The organism is Mesorhizobium sp. B2-7-3, assembly GCF_006440715.1.
GTDB classification, from domain to species: domain Bacteria; phylum Pseudomonadota; class Alphaproteobacteria; order Rhizobiales; family Rhizobiaceae; genus Mesorhizobium; species Mesorhizobium australicum.
In genome coordinates this window covers 198,482-222,260 of the sequence record NZ_VFTY01000004.1, presented here as the reverse complement: position 1 = coordinate 222,260, position 23,779 = coordinate 198,482, and the positions used below count along the sequence as shown (strand labels likewise).

Sequence of the window (23,779 nt, the reverse complement as noted above, 5' to 3'; positions counted from 1 at the left end):
TCTTCGCTTGCTATGCCTCAGTATCGCGCCGGAGGTAGGATATTTCAAGCTTAAAGTTTTATATCGAAATGATTATGCGAGCGTGGGTGGCGCGCTTGCCGGGACATCCTGCAAGCGCGCCGCGAGAGATTATTTCTCCGGATTCTTCGGGCTCCACAGCACGGTCTCGGCACCCTTCTCATAGGCCATGCCCGAGGGATAGCTGATCGCCTCCAGTTGCAATCCCCAGGGCGCCTGGAAATAGAGGATGGTCTGGCCGGCGGCGGGTCCTTCCTTGACCGGCAGCGGCCCCAATCTGGTCTTGACGCCGTTGGCGTCGAGATAGGCTTTCGCCGCCGCGACGTCGTCGACATAGAAGGCGATGTGAAAACCGCCAATGTCGCTGTTCTTCGGCGTCACGTCCTTCTGGTCGGGTGCTGTGTATTTGAACAGTTCGATGTTCGATCCCGTGCCGCAGCGGACCATGGTGATCTGCTCGATGACAGCCTTGGGATCGACGCCCAGCACATCCTGCATGAAGGTGCCCTTGTCGTCGGCGAACGGGCCGAACGACATCGCCTTCTTGCAGCCGACCACGTCGGTAAAGAAGTCGACCGCCTGCTTCATGTCGGGAACCGTGATGCCGGTGTGGTCGTGCCCGCGCATGCCGGGAATCGAGCTCGCTGCGGCCATGCCTGCGCTGCCGAGAATAGCGGCCGCGAGCGTTGCATTTCGGATTATCATCTTCATGTCAGTTTCTCCTCCATTGGCGGGGCTTTGTCATTAGCCAGCCGCACGTCCGAGCCCGCTTTCGGCGTGCGTATGCATTCATGTCTGAGCCTTGGCAGCGGAAGGAATGTCCAGCCAGCCCTCGTCGATTTCGGGCAGCGGGATCGCCGAAATCAGGTCGCGCGTGTAGCTCTGCCGCGGCATGTCGAACAGCGCGTCCGTGGCGCTCGCTTCCACGATGCTGCCTTCGCGCATGACGATCACCTGCCGGCACAGCCGCCGGATGACCGACAGATCGTGGCTGATGAAGGCGACCGTCAGGCCCATCTCCGCGGCAAGCTTCTCCAGCAGGGTCAGGATCTGCGCCTGCGTCGAGACGTCGAGGCCGGAGACGATCTCGTCGGCCAGCACGAATTTCGGCGACAGCGCCAGCGCGCGGGCAATGCCGACGCGCTGGCGTTGGCCGCCCGACAGTTCGTGCCGGTAACGGCTGGCAAAACTCTGCGGCAGGCCGACGCGCTGCAGTGCCTCGGCGACGCGGGATTTCAGATTGTCGCCAAGCCCGTTCTGCTTGAGCGGAGCGGCGATGATGCTGGCAATGGTACGGCGCGGGTTGAGCGACGACATCGGATCCTGGAAGATCATCTGCAGGTTGCGGCGCAACGGCCGCAACTCCGATTCCGGCAGATGGGTGATGTCACGACCTTCGAAACGGATCTCGCCGGCGCTCGGCTCCAGCAGCCGCACCAGCGCACGGCCAAGCGTCGACTTTCCCGAACCGGATTCGCCGACGATGCCCGTCACCGAGCCGCTGGGCAGGTCGAAATCCAGGCCTTTCAGAATCTCGGCCAGCGGTGCGCGGCCGATGAGCGGCTTGCGCGTCATGTCGGGCAAGGCGACCTTCAGCCCGCGCACGGAAAACAGCGGCTCAGCCATGCGGACGCCTCCAGGCCTGGTCGGCGGCAGCGATCTCTGCGGCGAGCCCGGCCAGTACCGCCTCGTCCACCGGCTTCAGCGAAGCATATGGATCGGTATAGCGCGGCGTCGCCGCCATCAGCGCTCGGGTGTACGGATGCCGAGGTGCCGCGAACAGCGCCGCGGTCTCTGCCTCTTCCACCACCTTGCCGGCATAGAGCACCGAGACTTTCTGGCTGATCTTGGCGACGACGCCGAGATCGTGGGTGACGAACAGGATCGCGGTGCCATGTTCGCGCTGCAACGCAGCGATGAGCCGCAGGATATGCTTCTGCACGGTGACGTCGAGGGCCGTGGTCGGCTCGTCGGCGACGATCAGCCGTGGCTCGGCTGCGAAGGCGGCGGCAATCAGCACGCGCTGGCGCATGCCGCCGGACAATTCGTGCGGGTAGCTCTTCAGCACGCGGTCGGGGTCGCGGATCTGCACCTCATCAAGCAACTGCCGGATACGCCGATCGGCCTTGTCTCCGCTCCAGCCGAGAATGCGCACCAGACGGTCGGTCATCTGGGGGCCGATGCGGCGCGAGGGGTTGAGTGCGGTCAGCGGATCCTGCGGGATCAGCGCCGTGCGCGCGCCGATCAGCGTGCGCCGCGCTTTTGGCGGGAGTTTGCCGAGGTCTTCGCCCTCGAGTCTCATGTAGCCTTCGACGATGCGCACGCTCGACGGCAACACACCAAGCACCGCCTTGCCGATCATCGTCTTGCCGGCGCCGCTTTCGCCGACAAGCGCGCGCACTTCACCGGGTTGTACCGAGAGCGAAACAGAGCGCAGCACGCGCTGGCCGTTGGCCAGCACGGCGCTCAGATCGGTTATGTCGAGACAGGCGCTCATCGCAGCACCGGATCGAAACGCGTCTTCAGCGCTTCGCCGAACTGGCTGAAAGAGAGCACGGTGAGGATCAGCGTGATCAGCGGGAAGACCAGCACCCACCATGCCTGATGGATCGACAGCCGGCCCTCGGCGATGATGCCGCCCCAGGTCGGGTCGTCGGTCGAGATCGACAGGTTGACGAAGGACAGGATCGCCTCGACGATGACGGCGATGCCCATCTCCAGCGACAGCAGCGCCACGATCGACGGTACCACATTGGGCAGCACTTCGCGCAGCATGATGCCGAAGCGGCCATAGCCGGCGATACGGGCATTCTCGACATAGTCCATGCGTGACTGGCCCATCGCCTCGGCGCGAATGACCCGGCAAAAACGCGTCCAGTCGATGATGGCGATGGCGAGGATGACGGAGCTCAAGCCGGTGCCGAGCACGGCGACCAAGAGGATGGCGAACAGCACCGGCGGGAAGGCCATCCAGATGTCGACGATGCGCGAGATGATGCGGTCCGCCCAGCCGCCGAAATAGCCCGCGACCAGCCCTAATGTGGAGCCGACCACGCAGGCGGCGATGGCCGCCGCGAAAGCAACGATGAAGGCGATGCGGCCGCCGAAAATCAGCCGGGAGAGCAGGTCGCGGCCGAGACTGTCGGTGCCCAGCCAATAGCCGGGCTCGGCGCCATCGAGCCAGAAGGGCGGCAGACGCTCCAGCATCAAATCCTGCGCCAGCGGATCCTGCGGCGCCACCAGCGGCGCCAAGATCGCGGCCAGCAGCGCCAGCAGCAGCCAACCGCCGGCGAGCCACAGCCTCGGGCTCGATCCGTGCCTGATGATGCGTGCCTCATCCATGGCGCAGCCTCGGATTGAGCAGCGCGTACATCATGTCCACCGCGAGATTGATCAGCACGAACAGCAGCGCGAATACCAGCACGATGCCCTGGATCAGCGGCAGGTCGCGGTTGATGACGGCGTCGATCGCCATGTTGCCGAGGCCCTCATAGGAGAACAGCCGCTCGACGATGACGGTGCCGCCGATGAGGAAGGTGAACTGCACGCCGATGAGCGTCAGCGTCGGCAGCGCGGCGTTCTTCAGCGCCTCGCGCAAGATGACCTGCGTTTCCGAAAACCCCTTGACCCGCGCCAGCACGACATAGTCGAGGTTGAGCACCTCCTTCAGCGACTGCTTCAGGAGCTGTGCGATGATGGCCGCGAGCGGCAGCGCCAGCGCCACGGCTGGCATCAGCATGTGCTTCAAGAGGTCCCAGGTGAGGTCGAAGCGCAGCCGAAGCAGGCTCTCGAAGAAGTAGAACTGGGTGACGAAGGGCAGGTCGAGCTGCGGCGACACGCGGCCGGAAATGTCGAAGATCGGCACCAGCACGCCGAACAACAGGATCAGCACCAGGCCCCAGAGAAAATCGGGGATGGAAAGCGCGGCACCGCTGGCGATGTCGATGCCGGCCTCGACCGCCGTGCCGCGCTCGCGCGCGCCCAGGATCGCCGTCGTGCCGCCGATCGCCACCGCCATGATGAGCGCGACAATGGCAAGCTCCAGCGTTGCCGGCAGCCGGTTGAAGACGAGGCCAAGCACGTCTTGCCGCAGCGAGATCGAGGTGCCGAAATCGCCTTTGACGACGCCGGACAGCCAGATGAAGAACTGCTGTACGATCGTCTTGTCGAGCCCATAGAGTGCACGCAGACGGGCGATGTCGTCATTGGTGGCGCCAGGCGGCAGCATCATGGCGATCGGATCGCCGGGCGCGACGCGGATGACCACGAATACGACGACGGCCACGCCGAACAGCGTGATCAGCATCGTCAGCAGACGGATCAGGAATCGTTGCAGGAGCATGTAAATCTTTGCAGGAGCCCGCAGGCTCATATGCCTGTAGAAATGCGCGCCGTCGCCATGGACGGCGCGCGGTAAGCCCAGGCTGATATCAGGCCGGGGTCATCAGGGCCGGCAGCAGCGCGCCGGAAATATGCTGCACCACCTTGACGCCCTTCGCATGCACGATCGGTTGCGCATACTGCATAAGCGGCAGCACGTAGGCCTGCTCGGCGATGTATTTATCGACCGCCTTCCACCCGGCGATGCGCTTGGTCTCGTCCTTCTCTCCCCACAGCGGGTTGATCATGTCGATCAGGTCCTGGCTGTCCCAGACCGAATGCGGGCTCGGCCCATACATGGCAAAGCCGGTCGACGTGGTCGGGTCGCCAATGGCGTTGCCCCAATTGTAGAAGGCCGCCGGCGCCAGCTTGTCGGCGGCGCGCAGCTCGTAGTGCTTGGCGATCTCGTAGACCTCGATCGTCGCCTCGATGCCGACCTTGCGCCACATGCCGACGATCGCCTGGATCATCTCATAGTCCTTGGGCTTGAAGCCCTTGGTCGTCTGGATGGTGAACTTGACCGGCTTTTCCGGCGAATAGCCTGAAGCAGCCAGCAGCTCCTTGGCCTTCTCCGGATTGTGCTCCACCTTGATCGAGGCATCGAAGGCCGTGTATTCCGGCGTTTCCAGCGTGGCGATCGGCTGGCCATAGCCGCGCAGCAGCCGCTTGACCAGAAGCTCCTTGTCGACCGCCATGACGGCTGCCTGGCGCACGTTCTTGTCCAGCATCGCTTCGATGTCGTTGAAGAAGATCATGCCGATATCGGAAACATTCTTGATCGACCCGGCAAGCCCGTCCTTGGCGATCAGCCGGTCGTACTCTTCATAGGGGATTTCGAGCGTCACCTGCGAGGAACCGGATTCGATCTCGGCGACACGGCTCGCAGCGTCGGTGACGAATTTGATCGTCACGTTCTCGAATGCCGGCTTGCCGCCCCAGTATTTCGGATTGGCCTTGAGCCGCAGGAAGGCGTTGCGTTCGAACTTCTCGACCATGTAGGGGCCGGTTCCGATCGGAGCCTTCTCGAAACCTTCGGCACCGACCTTCTCGTAATAGGCCTTCGGCATGATGTAGCCGGTGAGGAACGACATCCATTTGAAATAGACCGGGTCGAACTGCACGACATCGCCCGTGATCTTGTTGCCGTCGATCTTGAAATTGTTGACGTTCTTCCACACGAACTGGATCGGGTTGCCGGTCTTTTCATCGCCCGCCCGCTGCAACGACCAGACGACGTCCTCGGGCGTGAACGGCGAGCCGTCATGCCAGGTTACACCCTCGCGCACCGTCATCATGATCTTGGTGCGGTCCTCGTTCCAGCCCCATTCTGTGAGCAGGCCCGGCGCGAAGGACAGGTCCGGCTTCTGCGGGATGAACTGGTCGAACACCGACTGGTAGAGGCCCTGGATGGTCGGGTTGACGGCCGACGGTCCGGTGGTCGGGTCCCAGGACGGCAGGTTGACATTATAGGCGATGGTCAACTCGCCGGCGGCGGCATTGGCCATCTTGGGCAGGCCGACAGCGGCCACACCAAGTGCCGCGGCACTGTATCCCAGTAATTCGCGTCTGTTGATTGTCATGGTCGTTCCCCTTGTTGGTTTATTTGTCTTTTGCGCGGCTTCGTCCGGTCATTGGTTCGGGCTTCGTCGGCAGCAGCGCTTGCCTCTCGTCGCCTTCATGAAATCGTCTGGCCTACCTCCCGCCAAGCTGTTGCGCGAGCATGAAGCCCGAGGCGGCACCCGTGCCGGCACCGGGCCATGTCGCGGCGCCGGTGAGATGCAGATTGCTGATCGGCGTGTCCCAGCCGGCATAGCCGCGCGCCGGACGGAACAAGAAGTTCTGCGCCAGATGATGGCTGCCGCAGACCTGGTCGCCGCCGACGAGGTTCGGGTTCTCGCGCTCGAGGTCGATCGGCGAAAACACGGCGCGGCCGAGGATCTTCGCACGCAGCCCAGGTGCGTAGGTCTCGATGATGTCGAGCACGCGGTCGGCATAGGCCTCCTTGACCTGGTCCCAATGCGCTGCTGCGATCTTGCCCGAGGCGTCGCCCACGATTTCGGCGGGCAGCATGCGCACCTGCACCCACAGAACATGTTTGCCTTCAGGTGCCCGGGAAGGATCGACCGCCGTCGGCTGGCCGACGACCAGCACCGGTTCGTCCGGCAACATGCCCGCCATCGCCTGCTGATAGGTGCGCGACATCTGCTCGAGCGATGGCGCCAGATGCACATAGGCGAACTGTCGAAGCTCTGCCCCGGCGCGCCAGTCCGGCAGGTCGTCCAGCGCCAGGTGGATCATCATCGTGCCCGGCGCATGGCGGAATTTTTGCATCGCCATGTCGAAGCCGGCGTCGCCCGAACCGACCGGCAGCAACTTGCCGGCCAGCGCCTTGGGCGTGACGCCGGCAATCACCGCCTTGGTGGCCGTATGCGCCTCGCCGGAAGCAAGCCGCACACCGGTCGCCTTGCCACCGGAGACGGTTATCTCGGCGACATCGGCGCCGGTGACGATCCTGCCGCCGGCCGATGTGACAATGCCGGCCAGCGCCCGGATGATCGTGTCGGCGCCACCCTTGCCCAGCACCATGCCGAAGCTCTGGTTGGCCATGGATTCCAGATAGGGGAACACGGCGCCGCCGGCGATGTCGGGCGCAAAGTCGAGATGCATGCCCCAGGTGGCGAGCGTCGCCCTGATGTGCGGAGACTCGAAATTTTCCTCCAGCCAGGCACGCGGCGACGACAGCAACAGCCGGCCGGTGTCCAGCGCACCGGAAACACCTTTTTTGCGCCACAGGTTCCAGGCGGTGCTTGCAAGCGCCCGGGCGCTCATCGGCGAGCCCAGCAGCTTGAACAAATGCTCGGCTTCGGCGGGGAAGCCAGCAACCAGCCCTCGCCACGTCGCGGCATCGGCGGCTGAGAAAGCCGCCATGCGGCTGGCGGTCTTTTCCAGGTCGTTGCTGACCCCGAACCAGCGTCCATCCGGAAAGGCGCTGGCGAAACAGTCGGCGACAGGCGCGAATTCCAGCCCCTGCGCTTTCAATTCATTTGCATATTTCCGGTGGAAGGGGGAGCCGGCGAACAGGCTCAGATTCATCGCGCCGAAATCGTGGCGGAAGCCCGGAAGCGTGAATTCGCGGGTCTGGACGGCTCCGCCGATTGTTACGCTACGCTCGAAAGCCCCGGTTTTCCAGCCCTTGAGCGCCAGATGCGCGGCGCATGCCAGAGTGTTGTGGCCCGCCCCGACAAAGATGGCGTCGAACTCGCTCACGCCCCGTTCCCATTTCCTTTATGCTTAAAGATAATTGCAGATGCATATGTTTTCGTCTAGTAGGATATTAAGGGCCGAGACGAGCCTTGATCATGTCAGACAAGAGGGAACAGAGACCATGGATACCCAGAAACTCCTCGGCGAAGTTGCCGGCCAGCTTCTTTCCGGCGCCATTAAGGTGGTTGACCTGACGGCGCCGCTCGGGCCCGACACACCGCTGATCAAGCTGCCGCCGGAGCTTGCCGTCGACACGCCGAAGGTCGAGATCCACTCGATCTCTCGCTATGACAAGAACGGTCCATGGTGGGCGTGGAACTGGCTGAAGCTCGGCGAGCATTCTGGCACGCATTTCGACGCGCCACAGCATTGGATCAGCGGCAAGGATTATCCGGACGGCGCCACCGATACCATTCCGGCGCAGAATTTCATCGGGCCGGTGAATGTCATCGACTGTTCGAAAGAGGCCGCCGCCGATCACGATTTCCTGCTCACCGTCGACCACATCAAGGCCTGGGAGGCCAAGCATGGAGCGATCAATGCCGGCGAGTGGGTGGTGATGCGCACCGACTGGTACAAGCGCAACGGCTCGGAAGCCGAGTTCCTCAACGCCAACGAGACCGGCCCGCATACGCCCGGCCCGACGGCGGAAGCAATCCAGTTCCTGATCAGCAAGGACATCAAGGGCTGGGGCTCGGAGACGATCGGCACCGATGCCGGCAAGGCCGGCGGCATGGAGCCGCCATTCCCGGCGCACACGCTGATGCACAAGGCTAACCGCTATGGCCTCGCCAGCCTCTGCAATCTCGACCAGCTGCCGCCGAAAGGCGCCATCCTGATCGCGGCGCCGCTCAAGATCGAGCACGGCACCGGCAGCCCGATCCGCGCGCTGGCGCTGGTGCCGGGGAAATAGAGCGAGGCGGTCTTCGGGAGAAGATCATGGCTGCAAACGGTACCGCGATGACGAAGTGGGCGCGGCGACCTCGTGGGGTTGCCGCTCTACGCCAAGGAACGCTACCGCGCGCAATTGAACATCATCCACCAAAGCGGGGGAGCGCCCCTCGATGACCGCCCCCGATCACATCATCGTCGGCAGCGGCATCAACGCGCTGGTCTGCGCCGCAATGCTCGGCGGCAAGGGCGCCAAGGTGCTCGTGCTGGAGCGCAACGACCGTATCGGCGGTTGCATGCGCACCGAGGAGATCACCGCGCCGGGCTTCGTCCATGACGTGATGGCGACCACCTTCGTGCTGTTCATCACCTCGCCGGCCTTTGCAGCATTGGGCGGCGACCTCGCCCGGCACGGGCTGGAGTTCTGCCACACCGGCACGCCGACCGGCGTGCTCATGCCCGACGGCAGCCATGCCGTGCTCAGCACCGGCCGCGCCGCCAATGTCGCTGCGCTGAACGCGATCGCGGCCGGCGACGGTGACCGGCATGCGGAAGATGTCGGCGGCATTGAGCGCAATGCCGGCTTGCTGTTCGGTCTGCTCGGCGGCGTGCTTTGGTCATACCCGACGGCGAAGCTGCTGGCCGGCGATACCTGGCGGCGTGGTCCGCGTGGCCTAGCCGCCTTTCTTGGCGAAGCGCTGGTGCCGGCGCGCGGCTGGCTGGAGAGCAGCTATCGGTCCGAGACCGTCAGGGCGCTCTGGGCGCCCTGGGTGCTGCATGCCGGGCTTGGCCCGGAAGATGCGTTTTCCGGCCAGATCGCCAAGGTGATCGCCTTCGCGCTGGAGGCTGCCGGTGCGCCGATCGTCAAGGGCGGGGCGAAGAACCTGCTTGCCGCCTTCGAAGCGCTGATCAGGGAACGCGGCGGCGACATCCGCACCGGCGCCGACGTCGCTTCGGTCGTCCAGGCGGGTGGCCGCGCAGCCGGTGTGCGGCTGGCGTCGGGCGAAACGATCACGGCGAACAAGAGCGTCATCTGCTCGGTCACGCCGACGCAGCTTTACGGCCGTCTGCTCGGCAAGGACGCTTCGAAGGACGACGTCGAAGCGACGCGGAAATACCGCTATGGCAAGGGCAATTTTCAAATCCATTACGCGCTGACCAAGCCGCCGTCCTGGCGCGGCGAGGGCCTCGACAAGGTGGCGCTGCTGCATCTGACGCCCGGACTGGATGGCGTTTCGAAAGCCTGCAACGAGGCGGCGCGCGGCATGCTGCCGGAGGTGCCGACCATCTGCGTCGGCCAGCCGCACGCGCTCGACCCATCACGCTGTCCGGAAGGCCAGGCGATCCTGTGGCTGCAACTCCCCGAGGCGCCCCGCTACATCAAGGGCGACGCCGCCGGCAAGCTCGATGCGCCTGCCGACGGACTATGGACCGAGGCGCTGCGCGAGGCCTATGCCGATCGCGCTGAAGCGATACTCGCCGGCCATATCGACGGCTTCAAGGACAGCGTGATCGCGCGCCGCGCCTATTCGCCGGCCGATCTCGAGGCGATGAACATCAACCTGGTCGGCGGCGACCCTTACGGCGGCTCCTCTGTTGTCGACCAGTCGTTCCTGTGGCGGCCGTTCAAGACCAGCCGTAACCATCAGACCGGCGTCAAGGGCCTCTACCATATCGGCGCCTCGACCCATCCCGGTGCGGGCCTCGGCGGTGGCTCCGGCTTCCTGCTGGCAGGGAAGCTCTGATGGAACAGAAGGTCGTCGAAAAACGCCAGCGCATTTCCACCCTCGGCCAGATCGGCCTGCAGCAATTCGCGCCCTATCTGATGAACCGCATCATGGGCCGCTACAACGCCACCTTGCGCGACGATTTCCGCAAGCAGGGCCTGACCATTTCGCAGGTGCGCACGCTGGCGGTGCTGTCGGTCACCGATGGCGTCACCGTCAATGACCTCTCGGTCTATACGGTCATCGAGCAGTCTACCCTGAGCCGCACGCTCGACACGCTGGAGGGCCAGGGCTTCGTGCGGCGCGAGCAAGGCGTCACCGACAGCCGCATCCGCCACGTGTTCCTGACCGACGAGGGCCGCGCCGAGTTCACCCGCGCCTGGCCGGCCATGCATGACGCCTTCGAGGCGATGTTCGACGATATCGACGACGCCGAATATGCAGCACTCATCGCGACGCTTCTGAAGATGCTCAAAAACATTCGCAAGCACGACATCTAGATATAGGCGCCGCCAGCTGTCGGCGGCAACGGAAGGAGGCAGACATGGCCGAACGGTCTTTTGCCAAGGAAGTCGAAAAACTCAGGCTCGGCGCCGGCGAGGAATTCGCCGGCGAGGGCATCCTCGCCATCACCAAGGCGCTGCTGCAGTGCGGCGTCGGCTATGTCGGCGGCTATCAGGGCGCGCCGATCAGCCATCTGATGGACGTGCTGGCCGACGCGCAGGACATTCTGGGCGAACTCGGCGTGCATTTCGAGGCGAGCGCCTCGGAAGCCACCGCCACCGCCATGCTCGCCGCTTCGGTGCATTACCCGATCCGGGGCGCGGCGACGTTCAAGTCGACCGTCGGCACCAATGTGGCTTCAGACGCGCTGGCCAACCTCGCTTCCGGTGGCGTCACCGGCGGCGCGCTGATCATCGTCGGCGAGGATTATGGCGAGGGCTCCTCGATCATGCAGGAGCGCAGCCATGCCTTCGCGATGAAGAGCCAGGTCTGGCTGCTCGACCCGCGTCCGAACCTGCCGTCGATCGTCAAGGCGGTGGAGGATGGTTTCGAACTGTCGGAAATCTCCAACACGCCGGTCATGCTGCAGGTGCGCATCCGCTGCTGCCACGTGCATGGCCATTTCATCGCCAAGGACAACAAGCGTCCGCCGATGACGGTCGCCGATGCGCTCGAAGCACCGCGCCGCGACACCGGCCGTATCGTGCTGCCGCCCGCCTCCTTCCTGCACGAAAAGGAGAAAGTGCAAAAGCGCTGGCCGGCGGCGGTGGATTTCATCGCCAGGAACAAGATCAACGAGTTCTTCGGCTCGGACCATGGCTCCGTCGGCATCGTCATGCAGGGCGGCATGTACAATTCAGTCATCCGTGCGCTGCAGCGGCTCGGCCTTGCCGACACCTATGGCGAGACGGATGTGCCGCTCTATGTGCTCAACGCCGTCTATCCCCTGATCGACGACGAATTCCTCGTCTTCTGCGAAGGCAAGCAGGCGGTGCTCGTCGTCGAGGAGGGCCAGCCCAATTATATCGAGCAGGCTTTTGCCGCGATGCTGCACAAGGCCGGGCGCGGCACCAGGCTGGTCGGCAAGGAGCACCTGCCGATGGCTGGGGAATATACCGGCCAGGTCATGCTCGACGGTATCGGCGCCTTCCTGCGCGCCGAGGCCCCGCATCTGCTGCCGGGCGAAGTGCGCGCACCCAACAAGGTCGGCGACGGCGTCGACACGGCGGACCTGATCAATGTCGTTCCAGGACGACCGCCCGGTTTCTGCATCGGCTGCCCGGAGCGGCCGATCTTCGCCGCGACCAAGCTGGTCGAGCAGGCGCTCGGCAAGCACCACATCGCTTCCGACATCGGCTGCCATCTGTTCTCGATCATGCCGCCCTTCGAACTCGGCGCCACCACCATGGGCTACGGGCTCGGACCAGCCTCGGCCTCGGCGTTCAACGCGCCCGATGCCAAGCGCCGCTCGATCTCCTTCGTCGGCGACGGCGGCTTCTGGCACAACGGCCTGACCTCATCGATCGGCAATGCGGTGTTCAACAAGAATGATGGCGTCATCGTCATCGTCGATAATTTTTACTCGGCCGCCACTGGCGGGCAAGACATCCTGTCGTCGCGCGCGGGCAACAAGACCAAGTCGACCAAGCATCCGATCACCGAGGCGGTGAAAGGCATGGGCGTAAAATGGCTGCGCCATGTCGACCGCACCTACGATGTCGGCAAGATGCAGGACACGCTGCGCGAGGCGCTGACGACGGACGAGAAGGGGCCAAAAGTCATCGTCGCTTCGTCGGAATGCATGCTCAATCGCCAGCGCCGTGAAAAGCCGCTGGTCGACAAGGCGATCAAAGGCGGCGAGCGTGTCGTCAAGCCGAAATTTGGCGTCGACGAGGACATCTGCACCGGCGACCATGCTTGCATGCGGCTCTCCGGCTGCCCATCGCTGTCGGTCAAGTCGCTCGACGATCCGCTGCGCGACGATCCGGTCGCGTCGATCGACCAGAACTGCGTCGGCTGCGGCAATTGCGGCGAGGTCGCCGATGCGGCGGTGCTGTGCCCGTCCTTCTACCGTGCCGACGTCGTGCACAATCCAAGCCGCTGGGACCGTTTCCTGGAGACGGCGCGCCGCGCGACGATCGGTTTCCTGCAGAGGCGGCGCGAAGGCCGGCGCCTGATATTCGCCGATGCTTGATCCCGTTCCTTCCTCGCGCCCCCGGTCCGGTGCTGCCGATGAGCCGGTGATCAAGCTCGCCGTTCTGGCCGTCGGCGGCCAGGGCGGCGGCGTGCTCGCCGACTGGATCACCGACGTCGCCGAGCGCAATGGCTTTGTCGCGCAATCGACCTCGGTCGCCGGCGTCGCGCAGCGCACCGGCGCCACCATCTACTATATCGAAATGGCCCGCGACACCGGCCGCCTGCCGGTCTTCGCGCTGTCGCCCTCGCAGGGCGATGTCGATATCCTGATCGCTGCCGAATTGATGGAAGCCGGCCGAGCCATCATCAGGGGCTTCGTCACCCCCAACCGCACGACGCTGATCGCTTCCTCGCACCGCATCGCCGCCGTGTCGGAAAAGATCGAACCGGGTGATGGCCGCGCTTCGTCGTCCAAAGTCCACGCCACCGCGGGGGCCGCGTCGAAGCGCTTCATCGCTTTCGACATGGAAAAGATCGCCGCCGACAACGGCTCGATGATCTCGGCCAGCCTGCTTGGCGCGCTGGCCGGCTCCGACGCGCTGCCGTTTACCCGTGAAAGCTACGAGCAGGCGATTGGCACCGGCGGCCGTGGCGTCAAGGCCAGCCTCGCCGCCTTCGCGGCCGCGTATGATCGTGCGCGCGGCATGGCGGCGCCGACGGCGAAACCGGCGGAGCCGGCCATTGTCGAATCTGCCCTGGGTGCGGGACATGTGAGTGGTCCGCGAAACCTGTTGCAGGGATGGCAGGCGCTTACCGCCCGCATCGACCTGCTGCCGGTGGCGGTGCGCGAGATGGCGCTCAGGGGCCTGAGAAAGGTCGTCGACTATCAGGACATCGCCTATGGGCGCGAATATCTCGAGCGGCTGGACAGGGCCGTCGCGATTGGCAGCGCGGATCCAACCCATGCGCTGTCAATCGCGGCCGCCAAGCATCTGGCCAACGCCATGTGCTATGACGACATGATCCGCGTCGCCGATTTGAAGACGCGCTCGACCCGCGACAGGCGGGTGCGCAAGGAGGTTGGCGTCAAGGACGGTTCGGTCCTGCAAGTGACCGAGTACTTCCATCCGCGCATCGAGGAGTTCTGCGGCACGCTGCCGGCGAGGCTGGGCAGCTACATCGAGGAGCGGCCGAAATTGGCAGCCTTCCTCGACCGCCGCATCAACCGGGGCCGCCGCATCCGTACCGACAGCTTTGCCGGCTTCGCCGCTTTGTGGTTCATCGGCGGCCTGCGCCGCTGGCGCCGCGGCCTGCTGCGCCACAAGGTCGAGGTCGCGCATCTCGACCGCTGGTATGCGCTGGCGCTTGGCTACGTGCCGGCGGATTACGCGCTTGCCGTCGAAATCCTCAATTGCCGCCGGCTGATCAAGGGCTACAGCGACACGCATGTGCGCGCCCAGTCGAAATTCGACCGCGTGCTCTCGGCGCTTGATCTGCTCGAAGGGAGGGACGACGCCGCCGACTGGATCCGCCGCCTGCGCGAGGCGGCGCTGAAGGACGAGAAGGGCGACATGCTCGACGGCGCGCTGAAGACCGTGGCGACCTTGGGTCCGGCAACGGGCAACTGAGCCGGCACGTCCCGACAGACTTCACCGGGGCACCGGCCCCGTTGGTAGTGCTTGAGCTCGGAGGGTCACCCCGTGGCGCCCTCGGTCCTGCGAGGGCTGGTTTCGACATTCGGACCATCAACCGCTTTGGTGAACACTGTTCATTTTTCCCCTTGAACGATGTTCAAAGCGTGATAGAGTGCGATTGTGAACGACGTTCATTTCGCAGCGGCCGAAAGCCGCGGATGGGGCAACAGCGCAGCAAGGAAGTTTAACCAGCTCAGGACTATCACTGAAACTGAACAGCGCCTGCAACCCGCAGGGCCTATCGGCACACTGTCGAAGGGTTCCGCCAAATGGAAATCGCCATGAACACGCATCTCATGCTTTCGCGGCGCTTCGCGCCACTTTTCTGGACGCAGTTCCTGTCCGCCTTCAATGACAATTTCCTCAAGAACACGCTGGTGTTCCTGATCCTCTTTACACTGGCCGCCGATCAGGCGGCCTCGCTGGTCACTTTGGCCGGCGCCGTGTTCATGGCTCCATTCCTGCTCCTGTCGGCGCTGGGCGGCGAGATCGCCGATCGCTTCGACAAGGCGCTCATCGCCCGCCGGCTGAAATTTGCCGAGATCGGCGCCGCTGCCGTGGCGGTTGTCGGCATCGCGCTGTCCTCCATCCCCGTGCTGATGGCGGCTTTGTTGATGTTCGGCATCATCTCGGCGCTGTTCGGGCCGATCAAATACGGGATCCTGCCCGATCACCTCGAACGCAAGGAATTGCCGGGCGCCAACGCCTGGATCGAGTCGGCGACTTTCGCCGCCATCCTCGGCGGCACCATCGCCGGGGGCGTCGTCTCGGCCGATGGCATCGGCGTCTCGGTCTTCGGGCCGATCATGATGATCCTCGCCGTCGGCTGCTGGGCCGTCAGCCGCCACATCCCTTCAACCGGTTCTGCGGCGCCCGACCTCGTCATCGACAGGAATGTCTTTCGCTCGACCTGGCGCCAGGTCAGCGAATTGCGCACGGACTCACGGATCTGGCGCGCCGGCCTGATGACGTCCTGGTTCTGGCTGATCGGCGCCATTGTGCTTTCGATCCTGCCGACGCTGGTCAAGGATCAGCTCGGCGGTGGCGAGATCGCGGTCACCGCCTATCTCGCGGTGTTCGCTATCTCGATCGCCATTGGCTCGGCAATCGCCGCGTGGATGTCGCAGGGACGCATCGTGCTCTTGCCCGCACCGGTCGGCACGGCGCTGCTGGCGCTGTTCGGCCTCGACCTCGCATCGACCATCTGGAGCATGCAGCCTTCGCCCAGATCCGAAACCCTTGGCCTCTTCTTCGCCGGGCCAAACACGATCCGTGTTGCGATCGACCTCGCCGGCATGGCCATTTCCAGCGCCTTCCTTGTAGTGCCGACCTTTGCCGCCGTGCAGGCCTGGTCGCCGGAGGCGCGCCGCGCCCGGGTCGTCGCCGCGGTCAGTATCGTCAACGCCGGCTTCATGACCGTCGGCGGCTTGCTCGTCGCCATCATCCAGGCAGCCGGCGTCTCGACGGGAGGCATCCTGTTTGGCCTCGCCCTGGCCAATGCCGTCGCCGCCTGGCTGATGCTGAAATACCTGCCGACCAATGCCTTCCGCGATTTTGTCTCCATTCTTTTCCGCGCCTTCCATCGGCTGGAAGTCGAAGGCCTGGACAATCTCAAGGCCGCGGGCCCGGCACCCATCCTAGCACTGAACCATGTCAGCTTCCTCGATGGACCGCTGGCTCTGACGCTGACCAATGAGGAGCCGGTCTTCGCCATCGACTACACCATTGCGCAGGCCTGGTGGATGAAGCCGTTTTTAAAGCTGACCCGCGCGCTGCCGCTCAATCCGTCCAAGCCGATGTCGACACGCACGCTGATCAAGATCGTGCAGAACGGCGACCCGCTGGTCATCTTCCCCGAGGGCCGCATCACCGTCACGGGCGGGCTGATGAAGGTCTATGACGGTGCCGCCATGGTGGCCGACAAGACCGGCTCGATGGTGGTGCCGATCCGCATCGAGGGGCTGGAGAAAAGCCCCTTCTCACGGCTGACGGCACAGCACGTGCGCCGCCGCCTGTTCCCGAAGGTCAAGGTGACCATACTGCCGCCGGTCAGGCTCAAGGTCGACGACGAGCTGAAGGGACGCAAGCGGCGCGCCGCCGCCGGCGCCGCGCTCTACCAGGTGATGTCCGACCTCGTCTTCCGCACCCAGCATATCGACAAGACCGTGCTCGAAAGGATCATCGAGACGGCGACCGAGCGCGGCATGAAGCAACTTGCCGTGCAGGATCCGGTCGCCGGTTCGCTGAGCTACGGCAAGCTGCTCACGGCTGTCGCCGTGCTCGGCGAGAAGTTCGAGACGCTCTATGCCGGACAGGACACGCTCGGCATCATGCTGCCCAACGCCAATGGCGCCTGTGCCGCGCTGCTCGGCGTCATCTCCGCCGGCAAGGTCCCCGCGATGATCAACTTCACCGCCGGTGCCGCCAACATCCTGTCCGCTTGCAAGGCGGCGCAGGTAACCACCATTCTGACCTCGCGGGCCTTTGTCGAACAGGCCAAGCTTGGCGCGATCGTCGAGGAGATCGGCCGCTCGCTCAACATTGTCTGGCTCGATGATTTGCGCGCGCCCATCGGCCTCAAGGACAAGCTGCTCGGCCTGCTGCGCAAAAGTACGCCCAGGGTTGCCCGCAAGGCCACCGACCCGGCCGTGATCCTGTTCACCTCGGGCTCCGAAGGGACGCCGAAGGGCGTCGTGCTCACCCACCGCAACATCCTGGCCAACGCCGCGCAAGCCGCCTCGCGCATCGATTTCCATTCGGGCGACAAGGTGTTCAACGTTCTGCCGATCTTCCATTCCTTCGGCCTGACGGCGGGCACGGTGCTGCCGCTGGTGTCCGGCGTCCCGGTCTATTTCTACCCGTCGCCGCTGCACTACCGCATCGTGCCGGAACTGGTCTATGCCTCGAATGCGACAATCATCTTCGGCACCGACACCTTCCTCAGCGGCTATGCGCGTACAGCGCATCCCTATGATTTCCGCTCGGTGCGCTATTGCTTTTCCGGTGCGGAGCCGGTCAAGGCCTCGACCCGCGAAACCTACATGGAGAAGTTCGGCCTGCGCATTCTCGAAGGCTACGGCGTTACCGAGACGGCGCCGGTGATCTCCATCAACACGCCGATGTACAACAAATCGGGCACGGTCGGAAAAATCATGCCCGGCATGGAATATCGTCTGGAACCGGTGATCGGCGTCGAGGGCGGTGGCCGGCTGTTCGTGCGCGGCCCCAACGTCATGGCGGGCTATCTCAGGGCCGAAAAGCCGGGTGTGCTCGAACCGCTGCAAGATGGCTGGCACGACACCGGCGACATCGTCAGCATCGACGATGCCGGTTTCGTCAGCATTCGCGGCCGCGCCAAGCGCTTCGCCAAGATCGGCGGCGAGATGATTTCGCTGGCTGCGGTGGAAGCGCTGGCGGGCGAGCTGTGGAAAGGTTCGCTCTCGGCGGTCGCGACCGTACCGGACCCGCGCAAGGGTGAAAAACTCGTTCTCATCACCGAGGCCGAGAAAGCGACGCGCGCCGAGTTTCTGGCGTTCGCCAAGGCAAACGGCGCCATGGACCTGATGGTGCCGGCTGAAGTGCGCGTCGTGACGCATGTACCGGTGCTTGGCTCGGGCAAGATCGACTTCGTCGGCGTGACCAGGCTGGTACGCGGCGAAGCCTTGCAGGCAGCCAAGGTCGAGGCCGCCTGATCGCCGGCGACAGCGAGACGGCGCCACGGTAGGAGACGCGGCGCCGCCAGCCTTCAGGCGATCAGGTTCATCATCGGCTTCACCGCACCTGAGTCCGGAAACACTTTCTCGCCGAGCACCGAGGCCGAAAGTCCGAACTGGTCGGCGAGCAGGCCTTTCAGCACCGCCCTCACGTCGCTGGTCGGCGCAAGGTCGCGCTGCTGGTAAAGTTGCGCGGGCTTCAGCCCCGGCCAGTCGGCGATGACGCGGCCGCCCTTGATGGCGCCGCCGGCGAGCAGCACCACGGTGCCGGTGCCGTGGTCGGTGCCGACCGTGCCGTTGATCCGCGCGGTGCGGCCGAATTCGGTGATGGTGACGATTGCCGTATTCTTCCAGCGCTCGCCGAGGCCTTTTTTGAATTCCTCGAAGACACCGTCGAGGCCGCCGAGCAGGCTGGCGAGGCGGCCGGTCGCGCCGCCTTCGTTGACATGCGTGTCCCAGCCATCGAAGGCGAGTGCCGCGACACGCGGCCCGTCATCGGCGGCGATCAGCCTGGCGGCGCCTTGCGCGGCCTGCCGCATGCCGGCGGCGCTGTCGAGGCCGCCTTTCGGCTTCATCGTCTTGGCGCCCATCTGGTCGTCAAGCGCCATGCGATCGGCGTCGAGACCTTTTTGCAGCGCGACGGCCAGAACCGGATCGCGATGCTGGTAGAGATCGAGAACGCGCGCCGCGAGGTCGCCGGCCGGCGCCGGCAGCGATTGCGGCGCCCAGCCGAGCACGGGAGCCGCGCCACGGATCACCAGCGGCGTCGACGGTCCGACGGCCAGGCCGCCGAGTGTCGCCACGCGGTCGCCCGCCGGCAGGTTCTCCAGCGCCCGATTGAGCCAGCCGGTGGCGACATGGCCGGGACCGGCAAAGCCGCTTTCCAGCACATCCTGGCCATCGAAATGCGAGCGCTCGCGATAGCCGGTCGCGGCGGCGTGCACGACAGCCGCCTGCTTGTTCTTGAACAGCCGCGCAAACACCGGCATCGCCGGATTGACCGCGAAGAAAGCATCGAGCGGCAGTGCCGCGTGCGGGCCGGTGAGCGACAGGGCGATGTCGCCATGCAGGCCGGCATAGTCGGGATCGCCGACCGGACCGACGGTCGACAGGCCGTCCAGCGCACCGCGCAGCACGATGACGATCAGGCGCGGGTCGCGGTTGTCGGCGGCACGGGCGAAGCGCGGCAGATAGGACCAGGCAAACAGCGCGCCGCCGGTCGTCAGCACGGCGCGGCGGGAAGGGTGAGGGGTTTCGCACAGCAGGCTCATGACTTCGTCTCCATGGGAGTTGTCGACGCCGGACCTATCGTTCGATCTATCGTCGCTGGAATTCGGGCGCCATCAGCAGAAGCGCCAGGCCTTGCTGTTTGGACTCGGCGCGGGCGATCGCTTGGCGTGTTTCGGGCGAGGCGGAGGGACCGATGACCGCGTCGAGCATGCCGTTGGGGTTGCCGACGTCCTTCACTTGCCAGGCGGCCTGCCATGCGATGTCGAGGCGGGTCTTCATGCCTTCCGCCGATGCCCAGCTGTCCGCCTGGTCGGAAAAGCCGTTCGGTCCCGGCGGCCGCCAGAGCGGCTCGCCCAGCGCGTTGAGCCAGTTGAGCGACTGGCCAGGGTCGTTCGTCGGACCAGGGCCGGCCGCTCGGCGGATGGCCGCGATATAGTCGAACGGCGAGCGCATCTTGGCCAATGGCGTCGACCACGCTTCCGGCATGTCGACGAGCGCCGCCGCCAGTGCCCTGAGATTGCCGTCGCTCCTGGTGAACACCTTGGCGAGGCGGGCGACCGCCGCCGACGGCGGGTCGTCGGCTATGAAATGGCGGGCAAGTTGCGTGGCGATGTGTTGCGCGGTCGCCGGATGACGGGCGATGTCATTGAGCGCGGCCTCGGCCTGGCCCATGCCGCCAGCCGGATAGGTCTTGCCGAGCAGCACCGCGTCACCCGGCTCATGCGCATTGGCGTTGAAAACGGAACTGCCGGGTTCGCCCAGCCGTCCTTCCCGTCCGGCCATCATCCAGCCGGTCAGGATGCGCGCGAAGCTGGTCACGTCGGCTTGGCTGTAGCCGCTGCCGACACCGAGCGTGTGCAGTTCCAGGATTTCGCGGGCGAGGTTCTCGTTGAGGCCGTGCTGGCGGTTCTTGCCGGCGCGGGAGTCCGGGCCGATCGACTGCTGGTTGTCGAGATAGAACAGCATCGCCGGATGCCGCTCGACCGCCATGAGCATGTCGGCGAAGCGCCCGAGCACGAAGGGCCGGATGGCCTCCCGTTCGAACGCCCCGGCGCTGGCGCGCACGATGTTGTCCTTGGCGACGGAGACGCAGAAATGGTTCGACCAGAAATAGACCAGACGCTCGACGAAGCCGGCCTCTGCCTGCATTGCCTTGTCGAAGCGCGCCTGTGCCTCGGCCCGGAACAACGTAACCTCGACAGGCGGCACGGCGGGTTTGGCCGCGGCCGCGGCCGCGGCCGGGGCGACGGGCGGCGACATGGCCGGTGCGGCGGGTGGAGGCATGACCGAAGCCGCGGCTGGCCTGCCCGCTGGCGGCTGCTCCGTCGCCATCCGCTGCCGGTCCCGCTTGCGCTGGAGATTTGCCGCCATGCTGGCCTGGATGGCCGGCGTGCTCCCCTTGAGGTCGGCATAGGCGGGATCGTCGAGCGATATCATGGCGACGTCGGGCCGCCGCAGCTCCGCCTTGAGATAACCGCGAGGGTCGCCGGCCAGTCTTTCGCGATCACCCGGCCGGGCTCCAAGGCCGAAGCGATTGAAGACTATCAAAGCGGGATCTGGCAAAGCGGGATCTGGCGCCATGGGCATTTTGGTCGCGACAGCCATGTCAACGCTCCATCGTTGGATCTCACGCGAGGCGCGCGACGCCCGATCGGGCTGTTTCCCCAGCTCAAAACGGGGACAGGCGGCCGGGCAGGCGGATGCCGCCGGGCCCCCCGCGCTTACCAGCGGTGCCAGCGGTGCCAGTGGCGGTGCGGATGCCAGCCGTAGTAGGCCGGGCCGTGCCAATAGCGGTAGCGCGGATACACCACGACACGGTTGGGAACGCAGCGCCCCCAGTGATTGGGATGCCATCCAGGCCCGCAACCCCAGGCCACGTGCTCGATCAGCGCCGGGGCGGCCGGCTGCGCCACCATCGGCATGGCGGCGGAGGTCGCGACGGTCGCGGCGGTTCCGGTGAAGGCGAGGACGGCTGCCGCCGAATACTGTGTCAGACGGTTCATGATGTTACTCCGAATGTTCTCCGAGAATGAAAACCTGTGCGTACCGATTGGTCCGGCAGGCTGCCCTTCCTCTGGTTAAACGGCCTTGCGGTCGTTTTCCGTCGGCGGTCACGGCGATTTTTTTGGCTCTGCCGTCGGTGGCGGCCCGGCCCGCCTGGCCAGCCCGTCCGCGAGCACGGCGCGATCCGCGGCCGAACCCGCCGTCGCGAACTCGACGATGCGCTGCTCAAGCCGTGTGCGCACGGCGATATCGGCATTGCGCGCCCTTTCCAGCGCGGCCGACAGGGCCGTCGTGTCGAGGACCGGCTGGCGCAGCAGGTCGGCTGCCTCGCGCCTGGCCTGCTGGCCATCGAGGATGACCTGGCGGGATTCGCGCCGCACGTCGCGCAGCGCCTTTCGAAACAGCACACGTTCCTGGTTGGGAAGCCGGCTCCCGGCGGCTTCCAGCGAATAGCCCTGGCCGGGCTTGCCGCTTCTTATCCAGACGGCTCCGCCCGCAAGCGCGCCGGCCAGGAAGACATTCAGCACCACGGATGCGATGACGAGGTAGCGGCCCGTGCTCATAGGTCCTCCTCGATCGTCTCGCCATCGGACCCGGCATCGCCGAACGCGGTCGCATTGGCATCGAGGACATAGCGGTCGGGCTGAAACTCTGGCGTGACGACGCTCACCAGGGCCAATCCGGCGATGGCGCCGGCCAGGCCGATGCCGGCGAGTCCAAGACCCAGCCACCAGGCCCGCCGGCGCCGGCGCTGGACGAGCAGCCGGTCGGCCATTCGCAGGATGCCGCCGTGCAGTGCCGCGCCAGGCGCCATGACGTCATAGCTGTCGAGCAAGGCGTCGAGTTTGCCTGCCTGCCCCAATATGGCCGCGCCCATCTCGGTCCTTGCGAACGTCGCGCCGGTCGTGCGGTTGGCCTGCGGCCACCGCCGCAAGTCGCCGCCATAGGCCGCCGCCAGAGCCGCAAAGCGCTCGGCATCCACTGCCGGTTCGTTCCTGGACCCATCAGACATCGGTCTGTCCTTTGATCGCGGCTTTCTCATTCATCGACACTATCCTTGGCCAGGATCACCTGCAGCGCCCGCCGGCCGCGCGAAAGCAGGCTTTCCAGGGCATCGACGCTGATCTCCAGGATCGCGGCCGCCTCTATGTTGGACATCTCCTGATAGTAGACCAGGAGGATCGCCTCGCGCTGGCGCGGCGCGATTGCCTGCAAGGCCTGCTCGACCCGATGCGCCTCCTTGCCGGGATGGGCATCGGGAAGCGGGGCGGGATCGACAATGTCCGGCAGGTCGTCGGTCACCAGCTCGCGGCGCCGGCGCAGCCGGTCGTAACAAAGGTTTAGCGTCACCCGGTGGATCCAGCTGTCGAAGCGTGCGTTGCCGCGCCGCCAGCCCGATGCGTGACGCCAGATGCGCATAAAGGTTTCCTGCGCGACGTCCTCGGCCTCCGCCGCATCGCCGAGCATGCGCGCGGCCAGCGAAAGGATGCGCGGCAGCTTGCGCGCGACGAGCGTCCGCACCGCCGCGGGGTCGCCGGTGCCGACCCGGCGAACCAGCTCCTCGTCCGGGTCGGGGCTCATGGGTTGGCGCACACCCAATGTCCATCATGCGTCATAGCCTCTTGGTCATTGCTCCGGCTTGGGAGCGGATTTGTGGCCCGGCATCTCGTCGCCCGTCAGAATGCCGTCGCCATTCTTGTCCAGCCTGGCAAAGCGCTTGGCGAAGAACGCATCGGGCTCGGCCCGGTCGATGAAGCCGTCATGGTTGGAATCAATGCGCGCGAAGGATTTGGCGGGATCGCCCTTGACGTTGCGCTTGGCCTGAAAGGCCTCCCATTCCAGCAGGCTGATCTTGCCGTCGCCGTCCGTGTCGGCGGCCATGATCGCCTTCTCTCGCCGTTTCTGGAACTTGGCCAGCGTGATGTCGGACTTGGCGGCCGACGAAGTCGCGGCGGGCGGTGTGGCGGCCGGTGGCTGTGTCCCTGTCTGGGCCAGAGCCGCGGTGGTCAGCAGGCTCAGGGCAGCGGCAAGGATCGAACGGCGTATCATGCTTCACGTCTCCGGTTGGCGCATTGCCATGGCCCGATGCCATGGTCATGCTTCAACCGTTAAACGTCGTGATCGCAGAAATCCGTCGGTCGCCATGCCTATCACGCCGCTTGCCGGCGATGATGGACTTTGGCGGCCCAGGGTACGGCAGAACACCTCGTCCGGCGCA

The 23,779-nt window shown here is 65.3% G+C and carries 20 protein-coding genes; 6 read left to right on the top strand and 14 right to left on the bottom strand.

Going from position 1 to position 23,779, the window contains the following annotated elements; all coding sequences use genetic code 11:
• Nucleotides 1-129: 129 nt before the first annotated feature.
• From FJW04_RS11240 to FJW04_RS11210, 7 genes are all read right to left on the bottom strand, one after another.
• Nucleotides 130-729: a VOC family protein gene (locus FJW04_RS11240; RefSeq protein WP_140714133.1), complete on the bottom strand. Its 600-nt coding sequence runs from the start codon at nucleotides 727-729 to the stop codon at nucleotides 130-132.
• Nucleotides 730-807: 78 nt separating this feature from the next.
• Nucleotides 808-1,644: an ATP-binding cassette domain-containing protein gene (locus FJW04_RS11235; RefSeq protein ID WP_140714131.1), complete on the bottom strand. Its 837-nt coding sequence runs from the start codon at nucleotides 1,642-1,644 to the stop codon at nucleotides 808-810.
• Entirely contained in the window at nucleotides 1,637-2,515 is an 879-nt protein-coding gene (locus FJW04_RS11230) for an ABC transporter ATP-binding protein (RefSeq protein WP_140714129.1), read from the bottom strand. The genes FJW04_RS11235 and FJW04_RS11230 overlap by 8 nt, the downstream gene beginning before the upstream one ends.
• Nucleotides 2,512-3,360 carry an ABC transporter permease gene (locus FJW04_RS11225; RefSeq protein WP_140614831.1) on the bottom strand — a complete coding sequence of 283 codons (849 nt, stop codon included), beginning with the start codon at nucleotides 3,358-3,360 and terminating at the stop codon, nucleotides 2,512-2,514. Before FJW04_RS11225 ends, FJW04_RS11230 begins: the two co-directional genes overlap by 4 nt.
• Nucleotides 3,353-4,360 carry an ABC transporter permease gene (locus FJW04_RS11220; protein WP_140714127.1) on the bottom strand — a complete coding sequence of 336 codons (1,008 nt, stop codon included), beginning with the start codon at nucleotides 4,358-4,360 and terminating at the stop codon, nucleotides 3,353-3,355. Before FJW04_RS11220 ends, FJW04_RS11225 begins: the two co-directional genes overlap by 8 nt.
• Before the next feature lie 88 nt (nucleotides 4,361-4,448).
• Entirely contained in the window at nucleotides 4,449-5,978 is a 1,530-nt protein-coding gene (locus FJW04_RS11215) for an ABC transporter substrate-binding protein (protein ID WP_140714125.1), read from the bottom strand.
• Nucleotides 5,979-6,090: 112 nt separating this feature from the next.
• Nucleotides 6,091-7,665 (bottom strand): NAD(P)/FAD-dependent oxidoreductase, encoded by a 1,575-nt coding sequence (locus FJW04_RS11210; protein WP_140714123.1) that lies wholly within the window; start codon nucleotides 7,663-7,665, stop codon nucleotides 6,091-6,093.
• 118 nt (nucleotides 7,666-7,783) lie between these two features.
• On the opposite strand from FJW04_RS11210, the gene FJW04_RS11205 reads away from it, so the two are divergent.
• The 6 genes from FJW04_RS11205 (at nucleotide 7,784) to FJW04_RS11180 (ending at nucleotide 18,306) form a co-directional block, all read left to right on the top strand.
• Complete coding sequence (locus FJW04_RS11205) at nucleotides 7,784-8,575, top strand: cyclase family protein (protein WP_023772618.1); 792 nt, start codon at nucleotides 7,784-7,786, stop codon at nucleotides 8,573-8,575.
• 151 nt (nucleotides 8,576-8,726) lie between these two features.
• On the top strand, nucleotides 8,727-10,298 hold the full coding sequence (locus tag FJW04_RS11200) for an NAD(P)/FAD-dependent oxidoreductase (protein ID WP_140714121.1): 1,572 nt from the start codon (nucleotides 8,727-8,729) through the stop codon (nucleotides 10,296-10,298).
• Nucleotides 10,298-10,780 (top strand): MarR family transcriptional regulator, encoded by a 483-nt coding sequence (locus FJW04_RS11195; protein ID WP_140714119.1) that lies wholly within the window; start codon nucleotides 10,298-10,300, stop codon nucleotides 10,778-10,780. Before FJW04_RS11200 ends, FJW04_RS11195 begins: the two co-directional genes overlap by 1 nt.
• 44 nt (nucleotides 10,781-10,824) lie before the next feature.
• Nucleotides 10,825-12,978, top strand: coding sequence for an indolepyruvate ferredoxin oxidoreductase subunit alpha (locus FJW04_RS11190; RefSeq protein WP_140714117.1), 2,154 nt, complete (start codon nucleotides 10,825-10,827; stop codon nucleotides 12,976-12,978).
• Entirely contained in the window at nucleotides 12,971-14,548 is a 1,578-nt protein-coding gene (locus FJW04_RS11185; protein WP_140714115.1) for an indolepyruvate oxidoreductase subunit beta family protein, read from the top strand. Before FJW04_RS11190 ends, FJW04_RS11185 begins: the two co-directional genes overlap by 8 nt.
• A gap of 347 nt (nucleotides 14,549-14,895) precedes the next feature.
• Complete coding sequence (locus FJW04_RS11180) at nucleotides 14,896-18,306, top strand: acyl-[ACP]--phospholipid O-acyltransferase (RefSeq protein WP_140714113.1); 3,411 nt, start codon at nucleotides 14,896-14,898, stop codon at nucleotides 18,304-18,306.
• A gap of 53 nt (nucleotides 18,307-18,359) precedes the next feature.
• Here the strand turns inward: FJW04_RS11180 and FJW04_RS11175 are convergent, their stop codons facing one another.
• The 7 genes from FJW04_RS11175 to FJW04_RS11145 form a co-directional block, all read right to left on the bottom strand.
• Nucleotides 18,360-19,598: a DUF1501 domain-containing protein gene (locus tag FJW04_RS11175; RefSeq protein ID WP_140714111.1), complete on the bottom strand. Its 1,239-nt coding sequence runs from the start codon at nucleotides 19,596-19,598 to the stop codon at nucleotides 18,360-18,362.
• Nucleotides 19,599-19,644: 46 nt separating this feature from the next.
• On the bottom strand, nucleotides 19,645-21,162 hold the full coding sequence (locus tag FJW04_RS11170; RefSeq protein WP_140714109.1) for a DUF1800 family protein: 1,518 nt from the start codon (nucleotides 21,160-21,162) through the stop codon (nucleotides 19,645-19,647).
• A gap of 116 nt (nucleotides 21,163-21,278) precedes the next feature.
• On the bottom strand, nucleotides 21,279-21,560 hold the full coding sequence (locus FJW04_RS11165) for a hypothetical protein (protein WP_140714107.1): 282 nt from the start codon (nucleotides 21,558-21,560) through the stop codon (nucleotides 21,279-21,281).
• A gap of 108 nt (nucleotides 21,561-21,668) precedes the next feature.
• Nucleotides 21,669-22,124, bottom strand: a complete 456-nt coding sequence (locus FJW04_RS11160; protein WP_140714105.1) for a periplasmic heavy metal sensor — start codon at nucleotides 22,122-22,124, stop codon at nucleotides 21,669-21,671.
• The gene (locus FJW04_RS11155; RefSeq protein ID WP_140714103.1) at nucleotides 22,121-22,573 is read right to left on the bottom strand and encodes a hypothetical protein; all 453 of its coding nucleotides are present in this window, start codon (nucleotides 22,571-22,573) and stop codon (nucleotides 22,121-22,123) included. Before FJW04_RS11155 ends, FJW04_RS11160 begins: the two co-directional genes overlap by 4 nt.
• Before the next feature lie 26 nt (nucleotides 22,574-22,599).
• Complete coding sequence (locus FJW04_RS11150) at nucleotides 22,600-23,142, bottom strand: RNA polymerase sigma factor (protein ID WP_140714101.1); 543 nt, start codon at nucleotides 23,140-23,142, stop codon at nucleotides 22,600-22,602.
• A gap of 45 nt (nucleotides 23,143-23,187) precedes the next feature.
• Complete coding sequence (locus FJW04_RS11145; RefSeq protein ID WP_140714099.1) at nucleotides 23,188-23,610, bottom strand: acid-shock protein; 423 nt, start codon at nucleotides 23,608-23,610, stop codon at nucleotides 23,188-23,190.
• Nucleotides 23,611-23,779 lie beyond the last annotated feature (169 nt).

Bases quoted from the DNA above. Each gene is read 5' to 3' on its own strand.
- FJW04_RS11240 (WP_140714133.1), bottom strand. From the start codon at position 729: ATGAAGATGATAATCCGAAATGCAACGCTCGCGGCCGCTATTCTCGGC.
- FJW04_RS11235 (WP_140714131.1), bottom strand. From the start codon at position 1,644: ATGGCTGAGCCGCTGTTTTCCGTGCGCGGGCTGAAGGTCGCCTTGCCC.
- FJW04_RS11230 (WP_140714129.1), bottom strand. From the start codon at position 2,515: ATGAGCGCCTGTCTCGACATAACCGATCTGAGCGCCGTGCTGGCCAAC.
- FJW04_RS11225 (WP_140614831.1), bottom strand. From the start codon at position 3,360: ATGGATGAGGCACGCATCATCAGGCACGGATCGAGCCCGAGGCTGTGG.
- FJW04_RS11220 (WP_140714127.1), bottom strand. From the start codon at position 4,360: ATGCTCCTGCAACGATTCCTGATCCGTCTGCTGACGATGCTGATCACG.
- FJW04_RS11215 (WP_140714125.1), bottom strand. From the start codon at position 5,978: ATGACAATCAACAGACGCGAATTACTGGGATACAGTGCCGCGGCACTT.
- FJW04_RS11205 (WP_023772618.1), top strand. From the start codon at position 7,784: ATGGATACCCAGAAACTCCTCGGCGAAGTTGCCGGCCAGCTTCTTTCC.
- FJW04_RS11200 (WP_140714121.1), top strand. From the start codon at position 8,727: ATGACCGCCCCCGATCACATCATCGTCGGCAGCGGCATCAACGCGCTG.
- FJW04_RS11195 (WP_140714119.1), top strand. From the start codon at position 10,298: ATGGAACAGAAGGTCGTCGAAAAACGCCAGCGCATTTCCACCCTCGGC.
- FJW04_RS11190 (WP_140714117.1), top strand. From the start codon at position 10,825: ATGGCCGAACGGTCTTTTGCCAAGGAAGTCGAAAAACTCAGGCTCGGC.
- FJW04_RS11185 (WP_140714115.1), top strand. From the start codon at position 12,971: ATGCTTGATCCCGTTCCTTCCTCGCGCCCCCGGTCCGGTGCTGCCGAT.
- FJW04_RS11180 (WP_140714113.1), top strand. From the start codon at position 14,896: ATGAACACGCATCTCATGCTTTCGCGGCGCTTCGCGCCACTTTTCTGG.
- FJW04_RS11175 (WP_140714111.1), bottom strand. From the start codon at position 19,598: ATGAGCCTGCTGTGCGAAACCCCTCACCCTTCCCGCCGCGCCGTGCTG.
- FJW04_RS11170 (WP_140714109.1), bottom strand. From the start codon at position 21,162: ATGGCTGTCGCGACCAAAATGCCCATGGCGCCAGATCCCGCTTTGCCA.
- FJW04_RS11165 (WP_140714107.1), bottom strand. From the start codon at position 21,560: ATGAACCGTCTGACACAGTATTCGGCGGCAGCCGTCCTCGCCTTCACC.
- FJW04_RS11160 (WP_140714105.1), bottom strand. From the start codon at position 22,124: ATGAGCACGGGCCGCTACCTCGTCATCGCATCCGTGGTGCTGAATGTC.
- FJW04_RS11155 (WP_140714103.1), bottom strand. From the start codon at position 22,573: ATGTCTGATGGGTCCAGGAACGAACCGGCAGTGGATGCCGAGCGCTTT.
- FJW04_RS11150 (WP_140714101.1), bottom strand. From the start codon at position 23,142: ATGAGCCCCGACCCGGACGAGGAGCTGGTTCGCCGGGTCGGCACCGGC.
- FJW04_RS11145 (WP_140714099.1), bottom strand. From the start codon at position 23,610: ATGATACGCCGTTCGATCCTTGCCGCTGCCCTGAGCCTGCTGACCACC.